At 76.4% G+C, this 26,204-nt stretch carries 17 protein-coding genes and 2 pseudogenes; 12 read left to right on the plus strand and 7 right to left on the minus strand.

Annotated features, from left to right (window positions below):
• Nucleotides 1-9: 9 nt before the first annotated feature.
• On the minus strand, nucleotides 10-4,068 hold the full coding sequence (locus MLV88_RS07105; protein ID WP_243337175.1) for a VIT and vWA domain-containing protein: 4,059 nt from the start codon (nucleotides 4,066-4,068) through the stop codon (nucleotides 10-12).
• 200 nt (nucleotides 4,069-4,268) lie between these two features.
• On the opposite strand from MLV88_RS07105, the gene MLV88_RS07110 reads away from it, so the two are divergent.
• The 3 genes from MLV88_RS07110 to MLV88_RS07120 all read left to right on the plus strand — a co-directional run bounded on the left by MLV88_RS07110 (nucleotide 4,269) and on the right by MLV88_RS07120 (nucleotide 6,263).
• A complete protein-coding gene (locus MLV88_RS07110) occupies nucleotides 4,269-4,754 on the plus strand; it encodes a hypothetical protein (RefSeq protein ID WP_243337176.1) in 486 nt (161 codons plus the stop codon).
• 224 nt (nucleotides 4,755-4,978) lie between these two features.
• Nucleotides 4,979-5,236: a winged helix-turn-helix domain-containing protein gene (locus MLV88_RS07115; RefSeq protein WP_243337178.1), complete on the plus strand. Its 258-nt coding sequence runs from the start codon at nucleotides 4,979-4,981 to the stop codon at nucleotides 5,234-5,236.
• Nucleotides 5,237-5,516: 280 nt separating this feature from the next.
• A complete protein-coding gene (locus MLV88_RS07120) occupies nucleotides 5,517-6,263 on the plus strand; it encodes an exodeoxyribonuclease III (RefSeq protein WP_243337180.1) in 747 nt (248 codons plus the stop codon).
• Between the two features lie 28 nt (nucleotides 6,264-6,291).
• Here the strand turns inward: MLV88_RS07120 and MLV88_RS07125 are convergent, their stop codons facing one another.
• A complete protein-coding gene (locus MLV88_RS07125) occupies nucleotides 6,292-7,149 on the minus strand; it encodes a DUF72 domain-containing protein (protein ID WP_242341139.1) in 858 nt (285 codons plus the stop codon).
• A gap of 145 nt (nucleotides 7,150-7,294) precedes the next feature.
• Between MLV88_RS07125 and MLV88_RS07130 the strand changes: the two genes are divergently transcribed.
• Nucleotides 7,295-8,227: a diguanylate cyclase gene (locus tag MLV88_RS07130; RefSeq protein WP_242356749.1), complete on the plus strand. Its 933-nt coding sequence runs from the start codon at nucleotides 7,295-7,297 to the stop codon at nucleotides 8,225-8,227.
• A 54-nt stretch (nucleotides 8,228-8,281) separates the two neighbouring features.
• On the opposite strand, the gene MLV88_RS07135 is transcribed toward MLV88_RS07130, so the two are convergent.
• The 5 genes and pseudogenes from MLV88_RS07135 to MLV88_RS07145 form a co-directional block, all read right to left on the minus strand.
• Entirely contained in the window at nucleotides 8,282-9,763 is a 1,482-nt protein-coding gene (locus MLV88_RS07135) for a TolC family protein (protein ID WP_243337182.1), read from the minus strand.
• Nucleotides 9,764-9,914: 151 nt separating this feature from the next.
• Nucleotides 9,915-10,391 (minus strand): MarR family winged helix-turn-helix transcriptional regulator, encoded by a 477-nt coding sequence (locus tag MLV88_RS07140; RefSeq protein ID WP_242341136.1) that lies wholly within the window; start codon nucleotides 10,389-10,391, stop codon nucleotides 9,915-9,917.
• A 34-nt stretch (nucleotides 10,392-10,425) separates the two neighbouring features.
• Nucleotides 10,426-10,890 (minus strand): tetratricopeptide repeat protein, encoded by a 465-nt coding sequence (locus MLV88_RS24805; protein ID WP_408628793.1) that lies wholly within the window; start codon nucleotides 10,888-10,890, stop codon nucleotides 10,426-10,428.
• A 33-nt stretch (nucleotides 10,891-10,923) separates the two neighbouring features.
• Nucleotides 10,924-11,082 (minus strand): annotated as a pseudogene (locus MLV88_RS24810) (tetratricopeptide repeat protein); the annotation flags it as partial.
• A 30-nt stretch (nucleotides 11,083-11,112) separates the two neighbouring features.
• A pseudogene (locus MLV88_RS07145) lies at nucleotides 11,113-13,779 on the minus strand (tetratricopeptide repeat protein); the annotation flags it as partial.
• A gap of 120 nt (nucleotides 13,780-13,899) precedes the next feature.
• Between MLV88_RS07145 and MLV88_RS07150 the strand changes: the two are divergent.
• The 8 genes from MLV88_RS07150 to MLV88_RS07185 all read left to right on the plus strand — a co-directional run bounded on the left by MLV88_RS07150 (nucleotide 13,900) and on the right by MLV88_RS07185 (nucleotide 26,086).
• Nucleotides 13,900-14,754 carry a lysophospholipid acyltransferase family protein gene (locus MLV88_RS07150; protein WP_242337673.1) on the plus strand — a complete coding sequence of 285 codons (855 nt, stop codon included), beginning with the start codon at nucleotides 13,900-13,902 and terminating at the stop codon, nucleotides 14,752-14,754.
• Between the two features lie 44 nt (nucleotides 14,755-14,798).
• The gene (locus MLV88_RS07155; protein WP_242353470.1) at nucleotides 14,799-15,719 is read left to right on the plus strand and encodes an SDR family oxidoreductase; all 921 of its coding nucleotides are present in this window, start codon (nucleotides 14,799-14,801) and stop codon (nucleotides 15,717-15,719) included.
• Between the two features lie 29 nt (nucleotides 15,720-15,748).
• Complete coding sequence (locus tag MLV88_RS07160; protein WP_242337672.1) at nucleotides 15,749-16,312, plus strand: hypothetical protein; 564 nt, start codon at nucleotides 15,749-15,751, stop codon at nucleotides 16,310-16,312.
• Between the two features lie 85 nt (nucleotides 16,313-16,397).
• A complete protein-coding gene (gene hslO / locus MLV88_RS07165; protein WP_242337670.1) occupies nucleotides 16,398-17,282 on the plus strand; it encodes an Hsp33 family molecular chaperone HslO in 885 nt (294 codons plus the stop codon).
• Nucleotides 17,279-18,043 (plus strand): phosphoribosyltransferase, encoded by a 765-nt coding sequence (locus MLV88_RS07170; protein WP_242337668.1) that lies wholly within the window; start codon nucleotides 17,279-17,281, stop codon nucleotides 18,041-18,043. The genes hslO and MLV88_RS07170 overlap by 4 nt, the downstream gene beginning before the upstream one ends.
• Nucleotides 18,044-18,151: 108 nt before the next feature.
• Entirely contained in the window at nucleotides 18,152-20,101 is a 1,950-nt protein-coding gene (gene selB / locus MLV88_RS07175) for a selenocysteine-specific translation elongation factor (protein WP_242337666.1), read from the plus strand.
• On the plus strand, nucleotides 20,098-24,642 hold the full coding sequence (locus MLV88_RS07180) for a GAF domain-containing protein (protein ID WP_242337664.1): 4,545 nt from the start codon (nucleotides 20,098-20,100) through the stop codon (nucleotides 24,640-24,642). The genes selB and MLV88_RS07180 overlap by 4 nt, the downstream gene beginning before the upstream one ends.
• Entirely contained in the window at nucleotides 24,635-26,086 is a 1,452-nt protein-coding gene (locus MLV88_RS07185) for a sigma-54-dependent transcriptional regulator (protein WP_242337662.1), read from the plus strand. The genes MLV88_RS07180 and MLV88_RS07185 overlap by 8 nt, the downstream gene beginning before the upstream one ends.
• The last annotated feature ends 118 nt before the right edge of the window (nucleotides 26,087-26,204 follow it).

Genomic DNA, 26,204 nt, shown 5'->3' on the forward strand with positions numbered 1-26,204 from the left:
GTCCGAGCCTCACGATCCCGGCCGCTCGCAGGCGAGCCGCAGCACCTCGCCGTCCGCCGTCCCGGCCAGGATCACCTCGTCCGCCCCCGCCCACACCGCCGACACGGCGAGGCGCTCGAGCCCGCGCGGCCTCCCCGCGCCGAGCCCCGCCTCCCGCGTCCGAGCGAAGACGAGCCCGCCGCCCTGCGTCCCGACCACCACCCCCTCGCCGGTCGCCGCGGCGGCGTTCGGGTTCACCTCGTTCGCGCGGGCGTCGGCGAGCCTCAGCGCGGCGACGCCCCCGTCCCGCGCGAGCCGCACGAGCCCGCCGTCGTCGGTGCCGGCGAGCGCGCCGTCGCCGAGCGGCGCGAGCGCGGTGACGACGTTCGTCGCGGCGCCCGGCGCGCCGAACACGAGCGGGTGCCAGGCGGCCGTCCGCGCGAGGAGCGGCGCGTCGAGGTTCGCGAGCGGCAGCGCGTAGGCGCCGGAGGCCGTCCCGATCCAGAGCTCGGTCGCCGTCGCGGCGAGCGCGGTGGCGCGGATCGGCTCGCCGTCCGGGCCGGTCACCGCCATCGGCTCGGCGCCGCGGTCCGCCGAGACGCGGAAGACGCCGCGCGCCGTCCCGGCGTAGAGCCGCGCTCCCGCGCGCGCGAGCGCCGTGACGCCCTCTCCCCGTAGCAGCACGAGCGCCTCCCGCGGCCCGTCGAGCGCCACGAGCCCGCCCTGCGTCGCCGCCCACACGAGCCCGTCGTGCTCCGCGAGCGCGTTCACGAACCGCTCGCGCCCCTCGAGCCCGGGGACCGCTTCCGCGGCGCCGTCAGGCCCGAGCCACACGACGCCGTCGTCGAAGGTGCCGACCACCGTCGCGCCGTCGGCGGCGGCGAGCACGGCGGTGACCCGCCGGCCGAGTCGCGCGAGCGGCGCGCTCGCGCAGGGCGGCAGCTCCGCGAGCGCGGCGGCCGGCGCCGGCGCGAGCGACGCGTCGCTCAGGGCGGGGAGCGCGAGGTGACGGAGCCGGGCCCGGTCGCTCCAGGCGAGCGCACCCGCGCTGGCCGCGAGGAGCGCCCCGCCCGCGAGGAGGGCGCCGAAGAGGAGTCGCGTTCCGCCGCGACGGCCGCCGCCCCGGTGGCGCGGCGCGAGCGCCGGTGCGGGGGCGGGTGCGAGCGCCGGGCCGAGCGCGAGGGCGAGGAGCTCCGCGCGACGGCGGCCCTGGCGAGCGGCCCCGAGGCCGAGGATCGCCGCGGCGAGGCCGGCCGCGCCGAGGGCGAGGAGCGCGAGCCCGGCGCCGGCCCCCGCGAGCAGCATCGGACCCGCTGCGTCCGGCGCGCCCGGCGGGGGCAGCGGGAGGAGCGTGAGCGCCACCCTGCGGCGGCTCACGTTGCCCGCCGCGTCGGAGGCCACCACCTCGAGGTCCGCCGCGCCCGCCCCGGCTCCGGCCGGGACGTGGAGCTCGGCCACCCAGGCCCCGAGCGGCCCCTCCATCCGCGCCCGCGCGAGCTCCCCCCACGGCGCGCGCACGAGCACCTCCTTCACCTCCATCGCGCCCTTCACCGCGTTCGCGAGGCCGCCGGGGCGCCTCGAGAGCGCCGGGAGCCGGGAGACGGCCAGCGACGGCTTGAGCGCGAGGCGGATCGCCTCGCCGGGCGCGGCGGTCGCCGGCGCGGAGAGCACCGCGATCGCGGCGGGCGTCGTGTCGACGCGGATGGGGGCGGTCCGCTCCTCGCGCCGGCCGTCCGCGTGCCGGATCGTGATCCTGGCGTCGTAGCTCCCGTCCGGCCAGGCGGGCGGGACGAGGAAGCGCAGCACGAAGTCGCCACGGAGCGGATCGCGGATCGCCTCGCGTGGCGCGGCCTCGAAGGGGAGCGCGACCGACACCGAGCGCGCGCCGGGCGCCGCGACGCGCAGCTCCGGGTCGCCGGGCTTCACGCGCGCGGGGGCGAGGTCCACCTCGGAGGCGGGGCCGAAGATGCCCTCATGGGAGACGCCCTCGGGGAGCTCGTTCGGCACGAGCGCCTGCGCGAGCGGCAGCGACGGGTCGACGCGCAGCGCCCGCTCCACCGCGACGAACGAGGTGTAGGGCGTCACGAGCTTGAAGCGCAGCGCGAGGGCGACCGTCTCCTCGATGGCGGACGCGGGTGGCGCCATGGGCTCCGCGGTGAGGAGGTCCTCGATGCGGCGGCGCGCCCAGAGCGTCCCGAGGATCGGCTGAGCCGTCCCCTCGCCCGCGTCCACCCGCGCCTCGGCGACCTCGATGCGCGAGGCCCACGGCGCCTCGCCGAGCCGGCCGCGCAGCACGAGGTGCGTCGGCGCCCCGCGCCGGACTCGCCCCGCGACCACGAGCGGCTGCCCGGCGAAGAGATCCGGCAGGCGCGCCGGCAGGAGCTCGGTCACCTCGGCGCCCTCGAACCCGACCTCGAGATCGGTGAGCACCGGCCGGTCGATCCGCTTGAAGAGGCGCGCCACCGCCGCGTCCGGCGCCTCGTCGAGCGACACCACCTCCGAGGCGCCGCGTCCGGCCCGGCCCACGCCCTCCACCAGGTAGCGGTTCACCGACGTGCCGATGCCGAACCCGAACACCCGCGCCCGGCCGCGGAGGGCCTCCACCGCCTGGATGATCTCGGTCTCGTTGCCGATGAAGCCGTCGGTGCAGAACACCACCATGCGCAGCCTCCGCGGGTCCTCCGGCGGCGTGAGCGCGGCGCGGACCCCCTCGAGCATCTCGGTGCCGCCGCCGCCCTGGAGCCCGGCGAGCCACGCCTTCGCGCGCGCCACCGCCGAGGGGGTGGCGGGGAGCGGCGCCTCGCTCATGGCCTGCGCGGCGCCGTCGAAGGCGACGATCTGGAAGGTGTCATCCGGCCCCATCGCGTCGAGCGCGCGCAGGACGAGCGCGCGCAGCCGATCGAAGGGCGCGCCCATCATCGAGCCCGACTTGTCGAGGAGGAACACGAGCTCCTTCGGGCGCACGAGCGCGGGCGCGATCTCCGCCGGCGGCTGCACGAAGAGCATGAGGAAGTCCTCGCCCTTCTCGCGCTGCACGACCGCGTGCGCCGCCGGCGCGGCGCCCGCAGGCCGCCAGGTGAGCACGAAGTCCTTGTTCGGGATCCGGTCGTCCTCCGCGAGGGCGACGATCCGCGCGCCGCCGGGCTCGAGCCCGGTCACGGCGCGATGGCTGCGCGTCTCGACGTCGTCGAACGCGCCCCCGGGGACCAGCCGGACGAGGATGTCGACGTCGTGGCCGGAGCGCGTGCCCGGCGGCACGACGGGCGGCGTCACGCGCGACGCGTCGGGGACGCGATCGGTGTCGGGGGCCCAGCCCGGGCCCGCGGCGCCGGCGGCGAGCCGCTCGCCGGGCACGTAGCGCGGGCCGATGGTGGTCGGGAAGTGGAACGCGTAGCGCCCGTCGTCGAAGGGGACCTCGTGGACGTAGCGCAGCACGACCGCGACGGTCTCTCCGGGCGGCACGTTCGCGACCGACTGGGTGAACAGGTTCGGCCGCTCCTGCTCGGTGAGCGCGGCGGTGCGGCCCTCGCGCTTCGCCGCCTCGTACGTCCGGCGCGCCTCCTCGCGGCGGCGGACCTCCGAGAGCACCACCCGATCGCCGATGCGGAACAGCATGTCCGTGACCGCGGCGTTGGCCGGGAGCGGGAACGCGTAGATCGCCTCGAGCCGGTCGGACGAGGGGTTCGCGTAGAACTGGGTCACCTCGACGCGGGCCACGTTCCCCGTGACCTGCGCCACGACGCGGGTGTGGACGAGCGGGAACTCGAGGAGCGCCTTCCCGTCGGGGGTGCGCCCGGTGAGACGCGGCGTGAACATCGCCGCCGCCTCCTCTCCCGCGGCGGCGGGCGAGGGCTCGAGCGTCTCCGTCGAGGGGAGCGCCGCGACGAGCGCGGCGAGGCGGACGAGGTCCGCGCGCGGCAGCCGGGCGCGCTCCCCGGCGGGCGCGGCCGGGGGCGGCGGCGGGTGGGCGGTGGACGGGACGTCCCGCGGCGCCTGGCGCGAGCAGGCGAGCGCGAGCACGGCGAGGACGGTGACGAGGCGGGAGCGGTTCGGGTGCAAGGCGGACGACGGGCGCATTGGGCCCTCCATTCCCCGCTCCTTGAGCAACGGGCGTGCCCCGCACGAATTCGCGGAGCGCCAGGGCATTCCGCACGCTGTGTCCAGCCGGCCACGTGGCGGAGGACGGGGAGACGCGGGCCGGCCCCGGGGCCGCGCGCGCGCGAAGCGTTGAAGATGGACGCCTCCCTCGCGACATTGACGTCGAGGTGCGGCCAACGGAGGGAACGACGATGGGGATGCTCGACGCGCTGCTCGAGGGGCTCGGCCGGGAGAGCTTCGAGGACTTCACGCGCCGCTGGGAGCGGGGCGCTCCCTGGGACGCGCTCAGGGACGAGGAGACGATCGCGAACTACGACCGCGTGGCCGACGAGATCGGCCCGGCGGAGTTCCAGGAGGCGGCGCTCGCGAGCGTCGAGCGGCTCTCGCCGGAGGAGCGCCGTCGCTTCGTGTCCGAGCTGCAGCGCAGCGCGCGCAGGGCGGACGTGAACTATCCCGGCGTCCACGACGAGGGGCTCGAGGAGCCGCAGGCGCTCGCGGCGCTCCTCTCGCGCATGCACGGCGAGCGTCGCGGCATGATCCGCCAGCTCCTCGCCGCCAACGAGTCGACGCCCGCCACGAGCGGCCTCCTGTCGAGTCCGGTCGCAGGAGCGGTCCTCGCCGGCGTCGCCGTCATGGCCGTCCGCCAGTTCACGAACCGCTCCAGCCGCAAGCGCTGATCGTGGCCGGCGAGGTGTCGAGGATCTCAACGCCCGGTCCCTCGCGACCGTCGAGCAGTCGAGACCGCCAGGCCGCGCCGGTTCACCTGCAGCGGAACCCCGCCGGAGCCCCTCGCGTGCCGGTCCCCTGGTGCGGTGGGTCCGTGTTGGGAGGTGCTGCACCCAGCGTGCGACATTAGACCGCTGGTCATCCGCTCCGCCGCGCGACGCGCGGCTCCGCGCCCATGTCGACCTTCGCCCGCCGGCTCTCGCTCTGGAAGCTCCTCGCCACCGCGAGCGAGCCGCTCTCGCTCGCGGACCTCGCGCGCCGCTGCGGCGTGTCCAAGAACACCGCGCAGCGCGACCTCGACGCGCTCTCGGCGGCGGGCGTGGGCGTCGTGGAGGAGCGCCGCGGGCAGCGGCTCTACTTCAGCCTGGCGCCGGGCGAGTGGGCGCCCTCCGCCGGGCACAGGTCCGCTGCTCGGAGCGAGCGCCGGCGCTGACCGAGGACCCCGAGGCTACTCCCGGCAAAACACCACAGGCGACCACCCCATTTGCTGGAGCGGTGGTGTGATACCAAGGGATCCGCCGGGGGGGAGGGCCGTGACGGGCGCCAAGCGCGCCGCGCCACGGCCCTTTTTTGTTGCCTGTCGCGCTTTCGGCCAGGAACGCGCGGCCCGCCAAGGACGTGCGTGCGGCGAATGGGCCCGTTCTTATGAAGGGCCCTGATGGCGGCCCTCGCTCAGGCTCCAGGTGCGCGGGTGAGGCCAGGGAGGGGCGAGCTTGAAGATCGGCACCTGGAACGTGAACGGCATCCGCGCGCGGGAGGCGCAGGTCGCGGAGTGGATCGCGCGCGAGCGGCCGGACGTGGTCTGCCTGCAGGAGATCAAGGCGCCACCGGCGCGCGTTCCCCCCTCGCTCTGCGAGCTCGAGGGCTACTGGTGCCTGTGGCACGGGGCGACCGCGTACTCCGGGGTCGGCCTCCACGTCCGGCGCGAGGTCGCGCCCGAGCGCCCCGCGTTCACGCACCCCGACTTCGATCTCGAGACCCGCATCGCCGTCGCCGAGGTGGCGGGCGTCACCGTCGCGTCCGTGTACGTCCCGAACGGCGGCAAGGACTTCGCTGCGAAGCTCCGCTTCCTGGAGGCGCTGGATCGCTGGGTGGAGGCGGCGTGCGCCGCCGGCCGCCCGCTCGTCATCGCCGGCGACCTGAACGTCGCCCGCACCGACCAGGACGTCCACCCCAAGGAGCGGAAGGCGGGCGCCATCGGCCAGCGCCCGGAGGAGCGCGCCCTCATCGAGCAGATCCTGTCGCACGGCCTCGTCGACCTCGGCCGCGCGATGGATCCCAAGAACGAGGGGCTGTTCACCTACTGGGCGCCCTGGCGGAACCTTCGCCAGCGCAACATCGGCTGGCGGATCGACTACGTGCTCGCGAGCGCCGCGCTCGCGAGCCGGGCGACGCGCTGCGCGGTCCTCGCCGACTTCGGCACGAGCGATCACGCGCCGGTGGTCGCCGAGCTGCCGTGACCCGGGCAACAGCGTTGGGGGCGGCGCGTCAGACGAAGGGGCGGAGCGCCTCGGGATAACGCGCCACGAGCCCCGGCGGCGCCTCCACCCGCCGGCGCCTCACCATGGCCTCGAGCATCGTGGCGTTCGCGGGCGCCTTCCCCTCGAAGTGGTTGTTCGTGACGACGTAGACGTCGGGCTGCGCCGGGGCGGCCTCGAGCGCGCGGATGCGCTCGACCCAGGGCTCGAGCTCGCGCGCGGTGTAGAGGTAGTCGTAGCGGGCATCGCGGCCCGCGTCCTTCCGGAACCAGTCCTTCCAGTTCCTCCCGTGGACCCTCACGTAGGCGACCGCCGAGGTGACGGCGGCGCCGGGCCGGATCGAGCGGTGGAAGAGCGGCTGGTCGACGTTCACGATCCCGACCGCCGCCTCGGCGAGCTCGGCGTGGACCTCCGGGACGTCCCACGAGTCGTGGCGCACCTCGAGGACGAGCGGCAGCCCCGCGAAGGCGCGGAAGAGCCCGCGCAGCCACTCCTCGTTGCCGTCCGTCCGCTTGAACGACCAGGGGAACTGGAGCAGCGCCGCCCCGAGCTTCCCGGCCGCGTGCAGCGCGTCGAGCGCCGCGCGCGCCTCCTCGACCTCCTTCGTCCCGTACGGCTCCCCGCGCTCGTGCGTGAAGCGGCGCCAGACCTTCGCGCCGAAGCGGAACGTGGGGACGTCCGCGACGCGCTCGAGCCAGCGCGCCGCCACCTGCGCGGAGAACGGCCGGTAGAAGGTCGCGTTCACCTCCACCGTCCCGTAGTAGCCGGCGAGGAAGCGGAGCCGGTCGAACCCGCGCGGCTCGGGCCTGGGGTAGACGATCCCGCCCCAGTCCACGTACTCCCACCCCGCGGGCCCGAATCGGATCACAGGCCCTCCGCGTAACACCGCGCCCCGCCTCGCGGCAGGGCTCGCCCGGGTTCCAGCCATTCCGCCTCGTCGTGCGGCCCCGGGACTCCTCGCCGGTCGCTGTCCGGGGTCCTCCCGGAGTAGAATCCCGCGCGGGGGTGGGACCATGCCGGCGAGGCCCGAGGAGAAGGAGCGCACCTACACGGCGCTGCCGAGCATCGCTGCGGCGTCGGAGCGGCACGGCTTCTTGCTCGTGCTGTCGGGGCCGCAGTTCGGGGACGTCTTCCCGCTCGCTCCAGGCCGCGAGGTGACCATCGGCCGGCGCGAGGACGTGGACCTGCGCATCGTGGACGAGGCCGTCTCGCGCCTGCACGCCGCCGTCCGGATCGAGGGGGCGGGCGCGGTGCTCCGCGATCTCGGCAGCGCGAACGGCACCTGGGTGAACGGGCGGCGCGTCGTCGAGGAGAAGCTCGACGACGGCGCCCGCGTCCAGATCGGCGGCGCGACCACCCTCAAGTTCCTGTGGGCGGACGAGCTCGAGGCCCGCTGGCAGATGAAGATCGCCGAGGGCGCGCTCCAGGATCCGCTCACCGGCCTCTTCAACCGGCGCCACCTGGAGGAGCGGCTCGCCTCCGAGCTCGCCGCCGCGCAGCGCCACGGGCGCGAGCTCTCGCTGCTCCTCGCCGACGTCGACTTCTTCAAGGCGGTGAACGACCGCCACGGCCACCTCGCCGGCGACGAGGCGCTCAAGATGGTCGCCTTCGTGCTGCGCGGCGCGATCCGGAAGGAGGACGTGCTCGCGCGCTACGGCGGCGAGGAGTTCGTGGTCGTCGCCCGGGAGACGGGGCTCCAGGGCGCGCGCGCCCTGGGGGAGCGGATCCGCCGCGCGGTCGAGCGGAGCCGCTGCGCGTGGCACGGCCACGACCTGGGCCTCACCGTGTCGATCGGCGTGACCGTCTCGATCGGCCTCGCGGAGTACGTGGCCGGCCGCAGCGATCGGGAGCTGCTCGAGGCCGCGGACCGCGCCCTGTACCTCGCGAAGCAAGCCGGGCGGAACCGCGTCGTCGCGATCCCGCCCGGCGCCGCCGCGGTACCTTGAGGCGCGGGCCGGCGCCCCGCGGTTTGCGAGGCGCCGGATCACGCTCCGTTGCCGTCAGCGCTGCGGCGCGGGCGGCGCGACGGAGCCGGGCGCCGGCGCGGGCGCCGGCGTCGAGGCGGGCGCCGGCTGCGCCTGCGGACGGCGGAGCGGGTCGAACTCCCCCGCCACCTGCAGGAGCCTCACCGCGGCGAGCTGGGCCGAGAGCGACTCCGTCGTGAGGGCGATCTCCGAGTTCCGGAGCTGCGCCGTCGCGTCCGCCTGCTCGACGGCCGTCGCGGCGCCGGCGCGGTACGACACGTCCACGAGGCGCTGGTTCTCGGCGGCGAGGTCGCGCTGCTCCTTCGCCTTCGCGGCGTTCGCGCGGGCGCTCTCGAGGTCGAGCGTCGACTGGCGCACCTGGGCGCGGACGCGGGCCTCGGTGCTCGCGGCGCTCGCCTCCGCCTCCGCGATCCGCGCGTTCCCCTCGCGGATCTGCGACTCGCGCAGGCCGCCGTCGAGGAGCGTCCAGGACAGGCCGAGCCCGAACGCCCACTGGTCGTTCTGCCCGGTGAAGCCGGCGGCGTTCTGGATCTGGTAGCGCCCGAACGCGGCCACGTTCGGCAGGTAGCGGCCCACGGAGGCGTTGCGGCTCGCGCGCTGGAGCTCGACGTTCCGCCGCGCGGCCTGGAGGTCCACGCGCTCGCGCAGCGCCCCCTGCTCGAGCACCGTGAGGTCGTCGGGGAGCTGCGGCTCGGGGGGCGCGGTCACCTCGAAGTCGACCGGGCGGTCGAGCAGGGTCGCGAGGCCGATGCGCGCCGACTCGTAAGAGTTGCGGGCGCGGCGCAGGTCCTGCTCCGCGCGGGCGCGGTCGATCTCCGCGCGCAGGAGGCCGACCTTCGCGATGGTGCCGGCCTGGTAGCGGACGCGGGCGTCGTTCTCCTGGCGGCGCGCGATCTCGAGGAGCCGCTCGGAGACCTCGGTCGACTGCTTCAGCGCGGCGACGCCGTAGTAGGACTGGGCGACGCCGAACACGATGTCCCGCCGGACGTTCTCGATGGTGAGGCGCGAGACGGCCTCCGCCTTCGACGCGGCGCGGATCCCGAACGCGAGCGCGGGCGAGAACAGCACCTGGTTCGCGTCCACCTGGCCGGCGAGCTGATCCTTCGCGACGATCGTGATCTCCGGGCTGCCCGCGCCGAACGTCCCGGCGGGGAGCACGGCCGCGGGCTCGTTGCGCGTGTAGGTGCCGCTCGCGTTCACCTGCGGCAGGTAGCGCGCCCAGGCCTGCACGGAGATCTCGTCCGCCTGGCGGAGCCGCGCCGCCGCGGCCTTGAGGTCCAGGTTGCGCGCGGCGGCGAGCTGCAGCGCCTGCTCGAGCGTGACGATCTCGCCGGCAGGCGTCGGCTGCGGCGTCGGCTGCGCCTCCAGGCTGGGCCCTGCGCCCTGCGGCGCCGGCTGGCCGGCCTGCGGCTGCGGCGCGGGCGCGGCGCTCCGGGACGGCTCCGGCGCCTGCGCCACCGCGAGCGCGAGCACGGTCACTGCGATCACTGCGTTCATGTCTCCTCCCGCCGGACGGCGTGGATGCGTGGTGCTACCTCGCGCCCGCCTGCGAACGCCGCCCCCCAGAAGGGGTCCGGCCGGTCGCGCCGGGCGGGCGCGGTGAAGGGGTCTCTGGCCGCGGCTCGCGGCCCGGAGCTCGGGGCGCGCGTCATCTCCCGCCGCCCTCCTCCGGCGCGCCCAGGCGGACGACGAGCCGGTCGACGATCCGCGCGAGGGCCTTGCGGTCCGCGGGATCGAGCGCGCCGAGGATCGCGGCGAACTTGTCCTCGATGTCGGCGTCGATGCGGCGGAAGAGCTGCTCTCCCCGGGGGGTGAACCGGGCGCGGACGACGCGGCGGTCCGCGGTGTCGCGCTCGCGGCGCAGGTGGCCGTCGCGCTCCAGGCGGTCGACGATCCCGGTGACGGTCTTCTCCGTCACCGCCACGCGCCGGGCGAGCTCGCCCATGGTGAGCGGGCCGTCGTGGCCGATCCAGAGGAGCGCGTGGATCTGCGGCGGGGTGAGCTCCAGCTCGCCGCAGCTCGCGGCCACCGGGTCGCGCAGGGAGCGGCGCCGCGCGAGCGCGATCACCTGCTCGCGGAGCGCCCGCGCCTCCCGGCGAAGCCCGGCGTCGGAGATAGTCCGCATTGCGGACCGTCTCTATGCCGGGTGGTCCGCGCCGTCAAGGGGAAGCGACCGGGCGCTCCGGGGTCCCGCCCAGATCCTCGATCTCCCCCTCGATGTCCTTCCGCTCCTCGGCGTCCGGCCGCAGCGCGAGGAAGGCCTTGAACTCCTCGATCGCCCGCCGCCGCTCGCCGCGCTCCTTGTACAGGTAGCCGAGGTAGTAGTGCGGCATCGGGTTGTCCTTCTCCTCGCGCGCCGCCCGCTCGTACCAGGGGAGGGCCGCGCGCTCCCCCTCGGCCTCGTGCAGCGCGCGCCCGAGGCGGTAGATCACCGGCACCGCCTTCGGCTCTACCCTCAGCACCTCCCGGAACACCTTCGCGGCTTCCTCGGCCTTGCCGAGCCGGAGCTGGCAGTCGCCGAGCGCGATCCGCAGGCGCGAGAGGCGCGGCGCGGCCGCGATCGCCTTCTCGTAGGCGCCGATCGCCGCGTCGCAGCGACCGTTCGCGGCGAAGAGGAGCGCCATCCGCTCGTGGGGATCCGCGCGCCGCGGGTCGGCCTTCGCGGCGCCGCGGTAGGCCGCGAGCGCCTCCTCGAGCGCGTTCGCGCGCTCGAGCGCGGCGCCGAGGTGGAGCTGGTGGTCGGCGTTCGAGGGCTCGAGCTCGACCGCGCGGCGCAGCTTCGCCACGGCCGCCGGGGTCTCCCCCTTCGCGAGGAGCGCGCGGCCGAGCCACTGCTGCGCCTCGGCGAGCTGGGGCGCCTCGGCGGCGGCGGCGGTGAGCCGCTGCACGGCGCCGTCGGCGTCGCCCCGCTCCAGCTTCACCGCGCCGAGCCGCACGAGCGCGCCCGCGTTCCGCGGCTGGAGCTCGACGGCCGCCTCGAGCGCCTTCTCCGCGCCGGTGAGATCGCCGGCGGCCCAGAGCAGCGCGCCGAACGTCACGTGCCCCTCCGCGTCGCGCGGGTCGAGGGTGAGCGCGCGCTCGAGGCGCGCCCGCGCGCCGGCCGCGTCGCCGCGGGCGAGCGCGATGCGCGCGAGGCCGGTCTCGGCGGCGGCGCACTCCGGATCGACCGAGAGCGCCCGCCGGTAGGCGGCCTCCGCGCCGGCGGGATCGCCCTGCGCGAGCGCGAGCTCGCCGCGCGCCGCGTGGACCGCCGCCACGCGCGGGCCGCGCTCCACCGAAGCGGCGAGCTCGGCGGTCGCGACGTCGAGCTGGCGGCGGGTGACGGCGATGCGGCCGAGCGCGAGCCGCGGCTCCCAGGCCGCGGGGGTCTTCGCGGCGACCTCGCGGTAGAGCGTGACCGCGTCCTCGATCCGCCCGGCGCCCTCGAGCGCGGCCGCCTTCGAGAGCGAGAGGGCCGCGTCCCCCGGCGCGGCCGCGAGCGCTCGGTCCGCGAGCGACAGCGCGTCGAGCGCGCGGCCCGCGGCGGCGAGCGCGCGCACGCGCACCGCGGCGAGCGCCGGGTCCTTGTCGGCCGACCCCGCCACCGCCTCCGTCGCCGCGACCGCGCCGGCCGGATCGCCGTGGGCGAGGCGGTGGCGCGCGAGCGCGGTGCGGGCCTCCGTCGCGAGCGAGTCCGCGGCGATCGCCGCCTCCCAGGCGCGATCGGCCTCGGCCGCCCCCGCCGAGGTCCGGGCCAGGAGCCCGGCCCGCAGCGCGAGCGCCCGCGCCCGCTCGCCGGGACCGAGCCGCGCCTCGGCCCCCTTCTCGAGGAGGGGCGCGAGCTCGGCCTCCGCCGCCGCGGGGTCGCCCGCCGCGACCGCGAGCGCGGCGAGCTCGAGCCGCGCGGGCAGGTAGCCCGAGTCCCGCGCGAGCGCGATCCCGAACGCCGCCTTCGCGGCGGCCGCGTCGCCGCGCGCCGCCTCGGCGAGGCCCTTGCCGTGAGGCGCCCGCGCGCCCTTGGGCTCGAGCGCGCCGAGGGCCTCGAAGCGCGCCGCCGCGCGGGCAGCGTCACCGCGGGCGAGCGCCGCGCGCGCGAGCAGCGCGAGCACCTCCACGTCCTTGCCGTCCCCGGCCGCGTGCTCGAGCGCGGCCTCCTGAGGCCCGGTGGGCCCGCCGCCCGTGGCGACGCTCACGGCGAGGCGGGCCCCGAGCGCCGCCGCGTCCGTCGCGTCGCGGTCCGCGAGCCGGTCGGCGGCGCGGCGCGCCTGCTCGAGCGCGGCGGGCGGCGCCCCGTGCCTGAGCTCGAGCGCCGCCACCGCCATGGCGTGCAGCGCGGCCGCGTCGCGCGCCTCGGGGTCGGCGGCGACCGCCTGCGCGGCGAGATCGAGCCCGGCCCGCTCGGAGGCGTAGTCGCCCTTCGCGAGCGCGGCGCGCGCCCTCGAAAGGAGCGCCGCGGTGCGCGCGGTGTCCCGCCCGCGCAGCGCGCCGGCGAAGAAGAAGCCGTGCTCCGTGAACCCGGCGCCGATCCCCACCGCGAGCACGAGCACGAGCGCCACCACCGCGACGGCCAGCCCGGCCGCGCGCGGCCGGCCGGCGCCGCGCCCGAGCCTCGGCGACCCGCGGCGCCGCGCGCCCCCGGCGACCGCCTTCGAGAACGCCTCCACGTCGCCGAGCGGAGCCCACGCGTCCTCTCCGTCCTTGCATGCCTCCTCCTTGCCGGTGAGATCGCCGCGCGAGAGGAGCTCGAGGACGCGCCGCTCGTCGAACGGGCCCACGACCTTGCCGGAGCGGATGCGCACGCGGTAGCGGGCGCCGCCCGGAGCCGGCGCGGCGGCGCCCTCCCCGAAGAGCATCTCGAGGTTCTCGCCGCCCGCGGCGGGCGGATGGGCCGGGGGCGCCTCCGGCGCGGCAGGCGCCGGCGCGCCGAACGGATCGGCCGCGGCGGGCGAGGCCGCGCCGAAGGGCGAGGCCCCCGGCGCGGGGGCGAACGGATCGGTGTCGTCGAGCGAGGGAGGCGGCGGGGCGGCGGGCCGCCCGGCGCCGAGCTCGACCTCGCCGAACCCGAGCGCGCCGCCGTCGGGCGTCGCCTCCACCGCGTCCGCGGTGGCGTCGGGGACGTCGGCTCCGAACGGATCGGCGCCGGGCGTCGAAGGCGGCGCGAGTGGATCGTTTTGCCGCGGCGCGGCGGGGATCGGCGGCGGGAGCGGGACGCTGTCCGGTGCAGGCAGCGCCGGGGGCGGGAGCGGCACCCCTGCCGCCACGGAGCGCGGTGCCGGGAGCGGGACCCCGGCGCTCGGGGGGGGCGGGAGCGGGACGCCCGCGGAGGCGGGCGGCGCGAGCGGGACGGCGCCCTCGGTCTTCCCGGGGAGCGGCACCGGCTCGTCCCCCGCCCGCCGGCCCGCGCCGTCCGCGTCGGCGGGGCGGACCGGGAACGTCTCGCGGCACTTCGGGCACCGGACGTTCAGGCCGGACGCGGGGATACGCCGGTCGTCGATGTTGTAGGCGGCGTGGCAGTGGGGGCAGCCGACCCTCATGTCGCGTTCCTCCGGTGCAGGACGTCTCCGGCGGGCAGGCGAGAGAGCCCTCGGGGTCACGGAAGGTAGCACCCGGTCCGCGGCCCCTTCAAGGAAGCAGGCCCGTGATAAACGGAGGGAATGTCGGAGCTGTCGGACGCCGTGCGCGCGCGGCTCAAGGCGTGGACGTACGAGCTCGGCGGCCCCGGCACCCGCGCCCGGCTCGACAAGATCACCGCGCCCGCCAACGAGTTCGGGGTCGATCCCTACGGCTTCGACCTCGACTTCGCCGTCGCAGCGGTCGCCCCGCTCACCTGGCTCTACCGCAAGTACTTCCGGGTGGAGCTCCACGGCGTCGACAACGTCCCGGCGGAGGGGCGCGTCCTCCTCGTGTCGAACCACTCGGGCCAGCTCCCGTTCGACGCGGCGATGATCGAGGTCGCGCTCCTCGTCGAGAAGGACCCGCCGCGCGTCGTGCGCGCGCTCGTCGAGCGGTGGGTGCCGACCCTCCCGTTCGTCTCGACCTTCATGGCGCGCTGCGGGCAGATCGTCGGCACGCCCGAGAACTGCCGGAGGCTCCTCGCCGCGGACGAGGCGATCCTCGTCTTCCCCGAGGGGGTGCGCGGCCTCAACAAGCCGTTCAGGGAGCGCTACCAGCTCCGCCGCTTCGGCCCGGGGTTCATGCGGCTCGCGCTCGAGTCGGGCGCCCCCATCGTGCCGGTCGGCGTGGTCGGCGCGGAGGAGCAGGCGCCGGCGCTGCTCGACCTGAAGCCGCTCGCGCGCCTCCTCTCCTTCCCCGCCTTTCCCATCACCCCCACCCTCCTCCCCTTCCCCCTCCCCGCGCGCTACCACCTCCACTTCGGCGAGCCGCTCCGCTTCACGGGCTCGCCGGACGAGGACGACGCCGAGCTCGAGCGCAAGGTGGCGGAGGTGCAGGCGGCGGTGGCCGCGCTGCTCGAGCGCGGCCTCGCCGAGCGCAAGCACGTGTTCTGGTAGGAGCCCCCGTGGCGCCCCGCACCGAGCCCATCACCTTCCCCGGCATGCCGCGCACGGTCCTCGTGACCGGGATCTCCGGAAACCTCGGCCGCGCGCTGGCGAAGCTCCTGCACACCGAGACGCGCGTCGTGGGCCTCGACCGGCGCCCGTTCGCGGGGAAGCCCAAGGACCTCGCCCACCACCAGCTCGACATCCGCAAGGCGCGGGTCGAGGAGGTGTTCCGGCGCCACCGGCCCGAGGCGCTCATCCACCTCGGGATCATGCACGACCCCCGCGAGCTGCGGAGCGAGACCCACTCGTTCAACGTCCTCGGCACGCACAAGATCCTGGATCTTTGCGCCCGCCACGGCGTGAAGAAGGCCGTGGTGCTCTCCTCGGCGAACGTCTACGGGCCGCGCCCCGACAACTCGAACTTCCTCCCCGAGGAGACGCCGCTCATGGCGGGGGAGCGCTTCAGCGAGATGCGCGATCTCGTCGAGCTCGACATGTACGCGCAGTCGTTCATGTGGAAGCACCCCGAGCTCGAGACCGTCCTCCTGCGCCCGGTGAACATCGTCGGGCCGACGGTGCGCAACGCGCCGTCGAACTACCTCCGCCTCGCGCGGCCCGTCACGGTCCTCGGCTTCGATCCGATGGTGCAGATCATCCACGAGCAGGACGTGTGCCGCGCGCTCGCGCTCGCGCTCCGGCCCGGCCTGCGCGGCGTCTTCAACGTGACCGGGCCCGGACAGCTCCCGCTCTCCGCGATCCTGCACCAGCTCGGCCGTCACCCCATCCCGGTGCCGCACCTCGTGGTCCGGTCGCTGCTCCGGCGCGCGTTCGAGGCGCGGCTCACGAGCTTCCCGCCGGAGGAGGTGGATCACATCCAGTACCTCTGCGTCGTGGACGGCTCCCGCTTCGTGCGGGAGGTCGGCTGGAGCCCCTCGGCGTCCCTCAGGGATACCATCCGCAGCGTCGTGGCGTAGGCGGATCGCGCTCTGCTATGGGTCACGGCATGCGCACCCTCTCGTCGACCCTGCTGCTCGCCGGCGCGCTCTTCGCGTCGCGTGCCCTCGCGCAGGAGCCCGCCTTCCAGCCCCAGGGCGAGGTCCGCTTCTACTCGACCGGCGGCATGGGCAGCGGGGCCTCGTTCGACGACACCCGCATCGTCGGACCGGACGTGAACCTGACGCGCCGGGAGGACGGCAGCTGGGCGGGCGACATCGCCGGACAGGACGTGAACCTCGTGGGCGGCGAGTCGCGGCTCTCCGGTCCCCAGGTGAACCTCACCTTCAAGCAGAAGAGCGGCAAGACGGACGTCGAGGGGCTGTTCTACGGGCAGCGCGTGCGGATCTCCATCGACCCGAAGAAGCTCAAGGGACGGTACGGGAGCTGCTCGTTCGATCTCTCGCGCGGGCGCGGACCGCCGGTCTACCGCGGCGACGTGGGCTGCCTGCACGAGGGCCAGCGGCTGCCCTCCGCCGGAAAGGCGGGCGTCGAGCTCATCGGCGAGGCGGCGGGCGAGAAGCCGCCTGCCGTCCAGCTCGGCCTCGCGCTCGTCGCGACCCTGCCGCGCTGACGGGCCGCGACGGGCGCGCGCCGGCGGGCTTCCTCGCGGTGCGCGCGGGTGGCGCCGCGCCACGCATCCGGACAGAATGACCCGGATGTCCGATCGTCTCTGCCGCGGCCTCTTCCCCGAGCACGGCCTACGCGCGGTGTTCGTCCGCGTGGGCGACACCGCCCGGATGGCCCGCATGCTCCACGGCCTCTACCCGACGAGCGCCCACCTGTTCGCGCAGGCGCTCACCGGCGGGGCCCTGCTCGGCGCGCTGCAGAAGGAGAAGGGGCGCGTGAACCTGCAGCTCGAGTGCGACGGTCCGCTCTCGGGCCTGTTCGTGGACGCCGATCACGACGGGAACGTGCGCGGCTACGTCCGGCGACCCGCCGTGAACTTCCCGGGCGATCCGGCGCGCGGCGCGCGCGCGGCGCTCGGGGGCTCGGGCTTCCTCTCGGTCCTGCGGCAGCTCGGCGACGGCCAGCACTACCGCAGCGCCGTCGAGCTGGTCACCTTCGACCTGCCGGAGGACCTGCGCCGCTGGTTCGCGGCGAGCGAGCAGGTTGAGACCGCCCTCGACGTCGCCGTCGTACCGCGCGAGGGCGAGCCGCTCGGCGAGGTCGCCGGGGTGCTCCTGCAGCGCCTGCCGGACGGCGACGACGCGGCGATCGAGGCGGCGCGCGCCCGACTCCTCGGAGGCGCGCTCCCGGCGGCCCTCTCCCGCGGCGCCCCAGCCCAGGACATCCTCAGGGAGGTGGGCGGCCAGGGTTTCGAGCTGCTCGCCGACGGCGAGGTGGCGTACCGGTGCGGCTGCAGCGACGCCCGGGCGCGCTCGGCGGTCTCCGCGCTCGGTCGCGAGGGCGTCCTCGAGGTGCTCGCCACCGAGAAGCAGGCCGTGATCACCTGCGAGTTCTGCCGCTCGCGGTACGTCGTGGACGAGGCGGCGCTCCGTGACATCGCGCGCCGGCTGGGGGAGCGCGAGGCGAGCGGGTGAGCACGGCTGTGGTAGATTCTGCTCCCCTGCCGGGCCGGACGAACGGCCCCCTCTCCCGGAGGACCGCCATCCCGACCTCGAAGAAGAGGAAGACCGCCGCCCCCGCGAAGCGCCGCTCCGCGAAGCCCGCCCGCGCCGCCGGAAAGCCCCGCCGCGGCGCGGTGGCGCGCAAGGCGAAGCGCAGCGCCCCGATCGTCGACCACCCGCTCGGCATGGGGGTCGCCGACGGCTTCGCCATGGACCGCCTCGCCGCGCCGGCGCGCATGAAGCGCGCGCCCAAGAAGGCGGTGCGCGAGATCGGCTGGGCCGCCTTCGGCGAGGTCGCGCGGAGCCTCGCGCAGCGGATCGCCGCGCGGTACGAGCCGGACGTGGTCGTCGGCGTCGCCAAGGGCGGCGTGTTCGTGGGCGGAGCGCTCGCCGCCGCGCTGGGCGTGGACTTCTACCCGGTGCGCATCGAGAAGCGCCGGCGCGACGCCGCGCCGCTGCCGGAGCCCGTGGTCGAGCTGCCCGATCTCTCGCGCAAGAAGGTCCTCGTCGTGGACGACGTCGCGGCGAGCGGCGCCACGCTCGCGAAGGCGCGCGCGGTGACCCGCAAGGCGGGCGCGCGCGAGGTGCGCACCGCCGTGCTCGTCGTCCGGCCCGACGGGGCGCGGCCCGACTTCTCCTTCCTCGAGACGGACGAGCTCGTCCTGTTCGGCTGGGACTACCAGCTCGACGGCGGCGAGGCGGGCGGCGTCGATCCGGGCGAGGTCGGGGTTTGACGGCGCCCCCCGCGCGCACGGAGCCTGCCGCGACGCACGCTGCCTGCCTGCGCCGGGCGCCATGAGGCGGAGGTTCGGGGGGGCCTGCGGGCCGTCCCGGGGGAGCACATGAAGCGCGTCGTCGTCGGCACCGCCGGACACATCGATCACGGCAAGAGCTCGCTCGTGCGCGCACTCACCGGGATCGATCCGGACCGGCTGCGCGAGGAGAAGCGGCGCGGCATCACCATCGAGCTCGGGTTCGCGCACCTCGCGCTGCCCGACGGCACCGTGGCCGGCGTCGTGGACGTCCCCGGCCACGAGCGGTTCGTCCGGGCGATGGCGGCCGGCGCGGGCGGGATCGACCTCGTCGTGCTGGTCGTCGCCGCGGACGAGGGCGTCATGCCCCAGACCCGCGAGCACCTCGACATCTGCCGCCTCCTGGGCGTGCCGCGCGGGCTCGTGGCGGTGACGAAGTCGGATCTCCTGCCCGGGCTGGGCGCCGACTGGTTGCCGCTCCTCGAGCAGGACATCCGCGAGGCGACGAAGGGGACGTTCCTGGAGGGCGCCGCGGTGCTGCCGGTGTCCTCCGCCACGGGCGAGGGGCTGGACGAGCTCCGCGCCGAGATCGCCCGGCTCGCGGGCGAGGTGACGGAGCGGCCGGCGGACGGGCCGGTGTTCCTGCCCATCGACCGCGCCTTCTCCATGAAGGGGTTCGGGACGGTGGTCACCGGGACGCTGCTCTCGGGGCAGATCGCCGAGGGTGACGAGGCGGCGCTCCTGCCGTCGCCGCCGGGGGCGCCGCCCCTCCGCGTCCGGAGCGTGCAGGTGCACGGCAAGGCCGCCCCGCGCGCGCTCGCCGGCCAGCGCACGGCGGTGAACCTCCCCGGCATCGAGCCCACCGCGGTCGCGCGGGGCCAGGCGCTCGTGCACGCCGGCGTCGTGCCGCCGTCCTCGATCCTCGACGCCGAGGTGACGCTCCTCGCCGCCGCGCCGCGCCCGCTCAAGCACCGCGCGAAGCTCCTCCTCCACGTGGGCACCGCGCAGGTGCCGGCCGCCGTCGCGCTCCTCGATCGCGCCGAGCTCCGCCCCGGCGAGACCGCCTTCGCGCAGCTCCGCCTCGGGGCGCCGGTCGCGGCGCTCCCGGGCCAGCGCTTCATCCTGCGCGGCTTCGCGGTGCTCGAGGGGCGCGGCAAGACCGTCGGCGGCGGGCGCGTCCTCGCCGTGGCCGCCCCGCGGCGCCGCCGCGGGCGTCCCGAGGCGACGCGGCAGCTCGAGGTGCTCGCCCGCGGCGACCCCGACGCGCGCGTCGCGGCCGTGCTCGAGCTGGCCGGGCCGGCGGGGCTCGACCTGCCCGGCCTCGTGGGGCGGACCGCGCTCGCGCCCAGGGCGGCGCAGGGCGCGCTCGACCGCCTCGGCGCGAAGGGCGGCGCCGTGCTGTTCGATCGCGAGCGCCGCGCCTACGTGGGGGGCCCGGTCGCCCAGGAGCTCGCGCGGCGCCTCCTCGCCGCGGTCGACGCGTTCCACGCCGCGCACCCGCTCGCGGCGGGCATCGGCCGCGAGGAGCTGCGGGGGAGCCTGCCCCCCATCACCGATCCCCGCCTGTTCCAGCGGCTCCTCGCCCAGCTCGCGGAGAGGGGCGAGCTCGTCGTCCAGGGCGACCAGGTGCGCCGGAAGGGCCACGCCGCCGCCTCCGGCGCCGACGCGGGGGCGCTGAAGGAGAAGGTCGCGCAGGCGCTCGCCCAGGGTGGGCTCACGCCGGCCTGGCTCGCGGAGCTGCCGCTGCTCGTGGGAGGCGCGCCGGCCGACGTGCAGGCGGTGCTGAAGCTCCTCCTCGCCGAGGGGCGCGTCGTCCGCGCGAGCGCGGAGCTCTGGTTCGACGCGGGCGCGGTCGGGGCGCTCCGGGAGCGGCTCGTCGCCTTCCTGCGCGAGCGGCGCGAGATCTCGACCCAGGAGTTCAAGGACCTCGTCGGCGCCACCCGCAAGCACGTCATCCCGCTCGCCGAGTACTTCGATCGCGAGAAGGTCACCCTGCGCGTCGGCGAGAAGCGCGTGCTGCGCGGGGAGGGGCGCGCATGAGCGAGGCGCCGCTCGAGGCCGTCGGCACGGTCGTCATCCGCGGGGGGCGGATCCTGTACGCGAGCCCGCTCGTGGCGGCGCTCGTGGAGAGCACGAGCGCCGCGCTCGTCGGCGCGAAGGCGTTCGAGCTCCTCGCCCCGGAGGACCGGTCGCGCACGGCGGACCGGTACGCGCGGCTGCTCCGCGGCGAGCCGACGCCGGCCGAGTACGAGGTCGCCCTCGCGCTGCCCGGCGGCGGGCGCCGGGCGGTGGAGCTCAGGATGGACGTCGACGGCCGGGACGTGCTGGTGCGCGTCCGGGACGTCTCCGCGCGCGCCGACCGCCGCCCCCGCCTCGAGGCGCTCGCGGCGCTCGGCGCGGCCATCCAGCGCGAGCGGAACGAGGCGGGGGTGTTCGAGCGCGTCCGCGACGGGCTGCGCGCCATCGGGCTCACCTCGCTCCTCATGCGCCCCGAGTCGGACGGCGTCCGCCTGGAGTGGGCCGCGCCGGCGCCCGCGATCGAGGCCGAGTTCGTGGAGAAGGCGGGGCCCCTCGTCGGCCGCGTTGGCGCGTGGGGATCGTTCTCCCGCGCCGTGTGGGCGGACGGGGTGGCGTTCTCCGACGACTGGGGGTCGGAGGTCGCGGCGTTCGTGGGTGACCCGCGGGCCGAGGTCGCCCACGCGAGCGCGGTCGCGCTCCGCCTCACCCGCGCCATCGCGGTCCGCCTCGACGAGCGGACCGCCATCCGGAACTACCTCGTCATCGTCGGCGACTGGCTCGACCGCGGCGACGTCGCGGCGGTGCGGCTCTTCGGGGCGCAGGTGGCCGCCGCGCTCGACGCGGCGCGCATCATCGCCGACCTCTCGCGCCGCAACGCCGAGCTCGCGGCGCTGAACCGGCTGGGCGCCATCGCCGGCGACGCGGCGGATCTGCCGAGCTTCTTCGCGCGCTCCGCCGAGCTGGTGCGGGCCGCCACGGGCTGCGACGCGCTCGGCGTCTACGTGCTCGAGGACCGCGAGGGCGAGCTCGCCTGCCGCTTCCACGACGGGGTCGAGAACGCGCCGGCGGACACCGCCCGCCTCCCGCTCACCTCGCCGCTCGGGGACGTCGTGCGCGACCGCACCGCGCGGGTGGTGGAGGCCCGCGCCGACGATCCGGGCGGCGCGCTGGTGGCGCGCCTCGGCTTCGCGGCCAGCGCCTGGGTTCCGCTCGTGGCGCGCTCGCGCGTGGTCGGCGTCATGACCGCCGGGTACCGCTCCGGCCCGGAGCGGGCGCACTCGCGGCTCGACGTGCTCGCCGCGGCGGCCGCCCACTTCGCCGGCGCGATCGAGTCCCACGGCCTGCTCGGTGACCTGCGCCGGCGCGTCGGCGAGCTCACCCTCCTCAACGACCTCGCGCTCGCCTCGGCGCAGCTCGACCCGGTGCTGCTGCTCGACGCCGCGCTCCGCCGCGTGTGCGGCACGCTCGACGCGGGCGGGGCCGCGTTCCTGCGCGACGGCGACCGGCTCCTGCTCGTCTCCGGCGTGGGCCTCGCGCCCGAGGCGGCGCGCGCGGTCGCCCAGCTCCAGGTCGGCGAGGGCGCCCCCGGCCTCGCGGTGGCGCGCCTCGGCCCCGTGGACGGGCGCGACCCGGCCAGCGGCGGCGACGCCTGGGAGGCGTTCCGCGCCGCGCGCGGCGACGGGCCGCTCGTGGCCGTGCCGCTGCTCGCGAAGGCCCACGCGCTCGGGGCGCTCCTCGTGACCCGACCCGTCAACGGGCGCGAGCTCGAGCCGGGCGACGTCGGCCTCCTCTCCGCCATCGGCGTGCAGCTGGGCGTCGCCGTCGAGAACGCGCGCCTCTTCGCGGACGTGCGGCGCCGCCTCTCCGACCTCGAGGCCGTCCACGCGCTCGCGCTGCGGATCTTCGGGAACGCGCCGGGGGACGTGCGGGCGCTGCTCGAGGACGGCTGCCGCGAGGTCGCCCGCGCCCTCTCCGCCCGCGGCGCGGCGGTGCTGCTCGTGGACGACGGAGGGCGCGCCCTGCGGGGCGTGGCCGCGTTCGGGGCGCCGCTGGATCCGGCGAAGATGCGGATCTCGCTCGAGGAGGACGGGATCGCCGCGGAGGCGTTCCGGCGCCGCGCGCCGGCGTGGAGCGCCGACGTGAAGGGCGATCCGCGCACGAGCATCCACGCCGCGCCCGGCATGCCGTCCCTCGCGATGCTCGCCGTCCCGCTGACCTCCCGTGAAGCGACCCGCGGGGTGCTCTTCATCGCCGACGACGCCGGCCGCAGCTTCGGCGATCCGGAGCTCGCGCTCGCGAACGCGCTCGCCGGCGAGCTCGCCGTCGGGCTCGAGAACGCCGAGCTCTACGCCGAGGCGCGCGCGCGCGTCGAGGAGCTCTCGCTCCTCAACGAGATGGGCAGGACCGTGGCGGCCTCGCTCGATCTCGACCAGGTGCTGCGGGACGGCGTGGAGGCGGGCCGCCGCCTGCTCGACGCGAGCCGCGGTGCGGTGGTGCTCTACGATCCGGTCGCGAGCGAGCTGCACCTCGCGGCGGGGACGGGGCTCGAGGAGGAGGATCCCGCCCTCTTGCCCCAGGCGCTGCGCGACGGGGGCGTCTCCTTCCGCGTGATCCGCGAGCGGCGGGCCATCGTGGTGGACGACGCCCGAAACCACCTCGAGGTGAACGCCGAGCTCCGGGACCGGCTCTCGCCGCGCGCCATGCTCTTCGCGCCGCTGCTCCTGCGCGGCGAGCCGCTCGGCGTGCTCGTCATCGAGGAGTCCCGCCGCCCCCGGCGCTTCACGGAGGCGGACGTCCAGCGGGTCACCGCGGTGGCGAACCAGCTCGCGGTGGCGATCGAGAACGCCCGCCTGTACCAGGCCGCGCGCGACCGCCTCGCCGAGCTCTCCGCGGTCATCGACGTCGCCCGGGTGGTCTCGTCCTCGCTCGAGCTCGAGGAGGTGCTCGGCGCCGGCGCGGAGCAGCTCATGCGCACCCTCGAGGTCCCGGCGTGCACGATCCTCCTCGGCGACGTGCGCGGGCAGGCGCTGCGACGCGCGGCGTTCCGGGGCGCGCCGGTCGGCGCGGACCGCCTCTCGCTCGAGGAGCCCTCCATGGCGCGGGCCGCCCTCGAGGCGCACGCGCCGCTCGCCGGGCGCGCCGACACGGGCGCGGCGGTGCTCGCCGTCCCGCTGCACGTCCGCGACCAGCCGGTCGGCGTCGCGCTCGTCGAGGGCGCGGACGCGGAGCGCACCTTCACCCCCGGCGAGCTCTCCCGCGCCATGGCCATCGCGAGCCAGCTCGCCGTCGCCGTGGACAACGCGCGGCTCTACTCCGAGACCCGCCGCCGCGCCGAGGAGCTCGCGCTGCTCCACGACGTCGGCCGCTCCCTCGCCACCCTCGACATCGAGCAGGTGCTCGGCGAGGGCGTGAAGAACCTCGCGCGCATCGTCGACTGCACCGCCGCGTTCCTCGCGCTCGGGCCCGGCGACGGGGGCAGCCCCGAGATCCGGGCCGTGGCGGGGCCGCTGCGGGGCCTGCTCGGGCGCCGGCTCCCGCCGGGCTCGACGCCCATCGAGAGCCCCGTCCTCGAGCGGGGCGAGGCCGTCGCGATCGAGGACGTGGAGCAGGATCCTCGCGTCTCCCCCGAGGCCCGGGCGCTGACCGGGGCCCGCGCCCTGCTCGTGCTCCCGCTCCTCGTCCGCGAGCGCACCATCGGCGCGGCCGTCATCATCGAGACCCGCGCGCCGCGCCGCTTCACGTCCGCGGAGATCCAGCGCGCCGCCGCCATCTCGAACCAGCTCGCCGTCGCCGCGGAGAACGCCCGCCTCTACGAGGACCTCCGCAAGAGCTACGCGGAGCTCGCCCGGGCGCAGCGGCAGCTCATCCAGCAGGAGCGGCTCGCCGCGCTCGGCGAGCTCTCCGCGGTCGTCGCCCACGAGGTGCGCAACCCCCTCGGCGTGATCTTCAACTCGCTCGGCTCGCTGCGCCGGCTCATCCGCCCCGCCGGCGACGCGAAGCTGCTCCTCGACATCGTGGGCGAGGAGGCGGACCGCCTGAACCGGATCGTCGGCGACCTGCTCGACTTCGCGCGCCCCTCCGAGCCGCAGCTCCGCCCCGAGCGGCTCGAGCGCGTCGTCGACGAGGCGATCCAGACCGCGCTCGCCCAGAACCCGCAGGGCGTGGAGGTCCACCGGGAGGTGGACCCCGACCTGCCGGCCGTCCCGATGGACGCGCGCCTCGTGCGCCAGGCGGTCATCAACATCGCCGTGAACGCGCTCCAGGCGATGCCCCGCGGCGGCCGGCTCACCGTCCGGCTGCGGCGCGAGGACGGCGCCGCCGCCCTCGACCTCGAGGACACCGGCCCCGGCATCCCCGAGGAGGTCCGGCACCGGATCTTCGAGCCCTTCTTCACGACCAAGGCGAGCGGGACCGGGCTCGGGCTCGCGGTGGTGAAGCGGATCGTCGACGGCCACGGCGGCGAGCTCACCGTGCAGAGCCGCCCGGGCGGCACCGGCACGGCGTTCCGCCTCCGGCTGCCCTTGCGCCCGTCCCCCACCGAGAAGGAAGCCGCCCATGGTTGAGCTCCCCCCCGGCGTCGCCGGCTCCGAGGACGGCGGGGACCTCGCGCGCCGCGCGGCCGCGAGCGTTCCCCCCCGGGGCAAGGTCCTCGTCGTCGACGACCAGAAGAACATGCGCGCCACGACCGCCATCGTGCTGCGCCAGGCCGGACACGTGGTGGAGGAGGCGGAGGACGGCGCGGCGGCGGTGCAGCGCCTCCAGCAGGAGACCTTCGACGTCGTCCTCACCGACCTGCGGATGCCGAGCGTCGACGGGATGGAGGTCCTGCGCGCGGCGCAGCGGCTCGCGCCCGAGACCCAGGTCATCGTGATGACCGCCTACGGCACGATCGAGTCGGCGGTCGACGCGATCCGGGAGGGCGCCTACGACTTCCTCGCGAAGCCGTTCAAGGAGGACGAGCTCCTCCTGCGCGTCTCGAAGGCGCTCGAGAAGCGCCGCCTGCTCGGCGAGGTGAGCCTCTTCGCGGGGGAGTTCCGCAAGCGCTACGGCCTCGAGCACGTCATCGGCCGCTCCGCCGCCATGCGCGAGGTGCTCGACCGCGTGGTGCGCGTGGCGCCCACCGACGCCACGGTCCTCGTCACCGGCGAGTCGGGCACCGGCAAGGAGCTCGTCGCCCGCGCGATCCATGTCGCGAGCCGCCGCGGCGACAAGCCGTTCGTGCCGGTGAACTGCGCCGCCATCACCGAGACGCTCCTCGAGTCGGAGCTCTTCGGCCATGCGAAGGGCGCCTTCACCGGGGCGATCCGCGCCCGGCGCGGCCTGTTCGAGGAGGCGAACGGCGGGACGCTCTTCATCGACGAGGTCGGCGAGACCGCGCCGGGCTTCCAGGCGAAGCTCCTGCGCGCCCTGCAGGAGGGCGAGATCCGCCGGGTGGGCGAGTCCGCGCCGGTCCAGGTCGACGTGCGCATCATCGCGGCGACGAACCAGGATCTGCGCCGCGCCATCTCCGAGCGCCGGTTCCGCGAGGACCTCTACTACCGGCTGGCGGTGGTGCCGGTCCGGATCCCCCCGCTGCGGGAGCGGCGCGAGGACATCCCCCTCCTCGCCGCCCACTTCGTGCAGCGCTACAACCGCCGCACCGCCGAGGGGAAGATCCTCACCCCCGAAGCGCTCGCCCGGCTCGTCGAGCACGAGTGGCCCGGCAACGTGCGAGAGCTCGAGAACGCGATCGAGCAGGCCGCGGCGCTCTCTCCCAGCCGGGAGATCCGCGCGGGCGACGTACACATCGAGGCCGTGCGCGACGTCGGTCCGGGGCGCGACGAGGACCGCCGCACGCTCGCCGAGGCGGTGGAGGACGCGGAGCGGCGCACCATCGAGGCGGCGCTCGCGCGCTGCGAGGGCGATCTCGGCCGCGTGGCGCGCGAGCTCGGGGTCTCGCCGACGACGCTGTGGCGGAGGATGAAGCGGCTCGCCATCGATGCCCGCGGCGCCGTTCCCCCGGCCTAGCCCGCGGCGACGGCGAGCCGGCGACGCGCGGCCAGGCGCCGCCGAGCGAGTGCGGGACACGCGTTTTTCAGCTCTGAAACGGCCGCCTTTCACGTGTGCAACGCGGAGGCCCGCTGGG

The sequence above is a fragment of the Anaeromyxobacter soli genome (assembly GCF_022808855.1).
GTDB lineage: Bacteria > Myxococcota > Myxococcia > Myxococcales > Anaeromyxobacteraceae > Anaeromyxobacter > Anaeromyxobacter soli.

What these genes read in the sequence shown, in the direction of transcription:
- MLV88_RS07105 (WP_243337175.1), bottom strand. Translation starts at nt 4,068, where the DNA reads ATGGAGGGCCCAATGCGCCCGTCGTCCGCCTTGCACCCGAACCGCTCC.
- MLV88_RS07110 (WP_243337176.1), top strand. Translation starts at nt 4,269, where the DNA reads ATGGGGATGCTCGACGCGCTGCTCGAGGGGCTCGGCCGGGAGAGCTTC.
- MLV88_RS07115 (WP_243337178.1), top strand. Translation starts at nt 4,979, where the DNA reads ATGTCGACCTTCGCCCGCCGGCTCTCGCTCTGGAAGCTCCTCGCCACC.
- MLV88_RS07130 (WP_242356749.1), top strand. Translation starts at nt 7,295, where the DNA reads ATGCCGGCGAGGCCCGAGGAGAAGGAGCGCACCTACACGGCGCTGCCG.
- MLV88_RS07135 (WP_243337182.1), bottom strand. Translation starts at nt 9,763, where the DNA reads ATGAACGCAGTGATCGCAGTGACCGTGCTCGCGCTCGCGGTGGCGCAG.
- MLV88_RS07140 (WP_242341136.1), bottom strand. Translation starts at nt 10,391, where the DNA reads ATGCGGACTATCTCCGACGCCGGGCTTCGCCGGGAGGCGCGGGCGCTC.
- MLV88_RS24805 (WP_408628793.1), bottom strand. Translation starts at nt 10,890, where the DNA reads ATGGCGCTCCTCTTCGCCGCGAACGGTCGCTGCGACGCGGCGATCGGC.
- MLV88_RS07150 (WP_242337673.1), top strand. Translation starts at nt 13,900, where the DNA reads ATGTCGGAGCTGTCGGACGCCGTGCGCGCGCGGCTCAAGGCGTGGACG.
- MLV88_RS07155 (WP_242353470.1), top strand. Translation starts at nt 14,799, where the DNA reads ATGCCGCGCACGGTCCTCGTGACCGGGATCTCCGGAAACCTCGGCCGC.
- MLV88_RS07160 (WP_242337672.1), top strand. Translation starts at nt 15,749, where the DNA reads ATGCGCACCCTCTCGTCGACCCTGCTGCTCGCCGGCGCGCTCTTCGCG.
- hslO (WP_242337670.1), top strand. Translation starts at nt 16,398, where the DNA reads ATGTCCGATCGTCTCTGCCGCGGCCTCTTCCCCGAGCACGGCCTACGC.
- selB (WP_242337666.1), top strand. Translation starts at nt 18,152, where the DNA reads ATGAAGCGCGTCGTCGTCGGCACCGCCGGACACATCGATCACGGCAAG.
- MLV88_RS07180 (WP_242337664.1), top strand. Translation starts at nt 20,098, where the DNA reads ATGAGCGAGGCGCCGCTCGAGGCCGTCGGCACGGTCGTCATCCGCGGG.
- MLV88_RS07185 (WP_242337662.1), top strand. Translation starts at nt 24,635, where the DNA reads ATGGTTGAGCTCCCCCCCGGCGTCGCCGGCTCCGAGGACGGCGGGGAC.